We start from the raw sequence: 1,757 nt of genomic DNA, 5'->3' as shown, positions 1-1,757 counted from the left end.
ACCGGGGGAAGACCGGGGCCGGGGCGGGCAAAGCGGTGCCGGGCACCAGGCGGCCGCCCTCCCCCGCATCGGCGAGGTTGCGCCGGTCGGCCGGGACGGCCAGCAGGTCCAGGAGCCTGGAGGCCGCGGTCGGAACGAACGGCTGGACCAGGATGCCGAAGGCCCGCAGCGATTCCAGCGTCGTGTAGAGCACCGCGTTCATCCGGGCCGGATCGGACTTGCGCAGTTTCCACGGCTCCTGGCCGGCGAAGTAGCGGTTGGCCTCGGCCACCACCGCCCAGATCTCGGCCAAAACGCTGTGGAGCGCGAGATCGCCCATCAGGCTCCGCACCCTGTCCGGAAGGGCGTCGGCCTGGGCCAGCAGGGCGCGATCGGCCTCGTCCAAGGAACCGGGATCCGGCACCGCGCCGTCGCAGTTCTTGGCGACCATCGAGAGCGAGCGCTGGGCGAGGTTGCCGAGGTCGTTGGCGAGGTCGGCGTTGATCCGGCCGATGATCGCCTCGTGGCTGTAGCTGCCGTCGCCGCCGAACGGCACCTCGCGCAGCACGAAGTAGCGCACGGGATCGACCCCGTAGGTGTCGGCGAGCTCGAACGGATCGAGGACGTTGCCGAGCGACTTCGACATCTTCTCGCCCTTGGAAAGCAGGAAGCCGTGGCCGAAGACGCGCTTGGGCAGGGGCAGCCCGGCCGCCATCAGGAAGGCCGGCCAGTAGACCGCGTGGAACCGGACGATGTCCTTGCCGATCACGTGCAGGTCCATCGGCCAGAACTTCTTTTTGGGATGCTCCGCGTCGGGGAAGCCCGTCACCGTCAGGTAGTTGGTCAGGGCGTCGACCCAGACATACATGACGTGGCCGGGCTGCCCCGGCACCGGCACGCCCCAGTCGAAATTGGTGCGGCTGACCGAGAGGTCCTTGAGGCCGGAGCGCACGAAGCTCGCCACCTCGTTCCTTCGGGTTTCCGGCCCGATGAAGTCGGGCTGGTCCTCGTAGAGCTTGAGCAGCCGGTCCTGATAGGCGGACAACCTGAAGAGAAAATTCTCCTCCTCCATCCACACGACCGGCGTGTCGGTGGCGAGGCTGCGGCGGCTGCCATCCTCCAGCAGGCGGGTCTCGGCCTCGTCGTAATAGGCCTCGTCGCGCACCGAGTACCAGCCGGCATACGTGGCGAGGTAGATGTCGCCGTTGGCCTCCATCCGCCGCCAGATCTCCTGCGCGGCTTCGTAGTGGCGGGGCTCGGTGGTGCGGATGAAGCGGTCGTAGGTGCAGTCCATCCGGTCGGCCATCGCCTGGAAGCGCGCCGCGGTGCCGTCGACATACGCGCGCGGGCTGGTGCCGGCCCGGGTCGCCGCCTGCTGGATCTTGAGGCCGTGCTCGTCGGTGCCGGTGGAGAACAGCACGTCGTAGCCATCGAGCCGGTGGAAGCGGGCGATGGCGTCTGCGGCGATCACCTCGTAGGCGTGGCCGATATGGGGCGCGCCGTTGGGGTAGGAGATCGCGGTCGAGAGGCCGAAGGTTTTTTGGGAGTGCGCCGGGGCGTTGGACGTCACGTCTGGGTGTTCCGGATCATCGCAGGAGCTTGCCCGCGTTGTCGCGCGGCAGCGGCGGGGACGCAACAGCCGCTGCCGCGCGGACGATCATGGATTCAAAAGGTCCGAGACCCAGCCCTTTCAAGGTGTTTGATTTGCCAGAACCCTGGCGGTTGCGACATGGGCGTTGGTCTGGCGTGCGGGCTCGGTAGACCGCGGCTTGGGTTTT

Annotated in this window: 2 protein-coding genes; both read right to left on the bottom strand. The window is 68.0% G+C overall.

Translation table 11 applies throughout. The features are described from left to right. Positions 1-1,549 (bottom strand): methionine--tRNA ligase (gene metG, locus FV233_RS29330; protein ID WP_147899625.1); only part of this gene is annotated, 1,549 nt, incomplete at its 3' end. Between the two features lie 16 nt (positions 1,550-1,565). Beyond that, positions 1,566-1,757: hypothetical protein (locus FV233_RS31000; RefSeq protein ID WP_210249522.1), on the bottom strand; the 192-nt coding region annotated here is incomplete at its 5' end.

This window comes from Methylobacterium sp. WL7, from assembly GCF_008040085.1.
Lineage (GTDB): Bacteria > Pseudomonadota > Alphaproteobacteria > Rhizobiales > Beijerinckiaceae > Methylobacterium > Methylobacterium mesophilicum.
The sequence above is the reverse complement of the archived record's forward strand: the minus strand, read 5'-3'. Positions and strand labels throughout refer to the sequence as shown.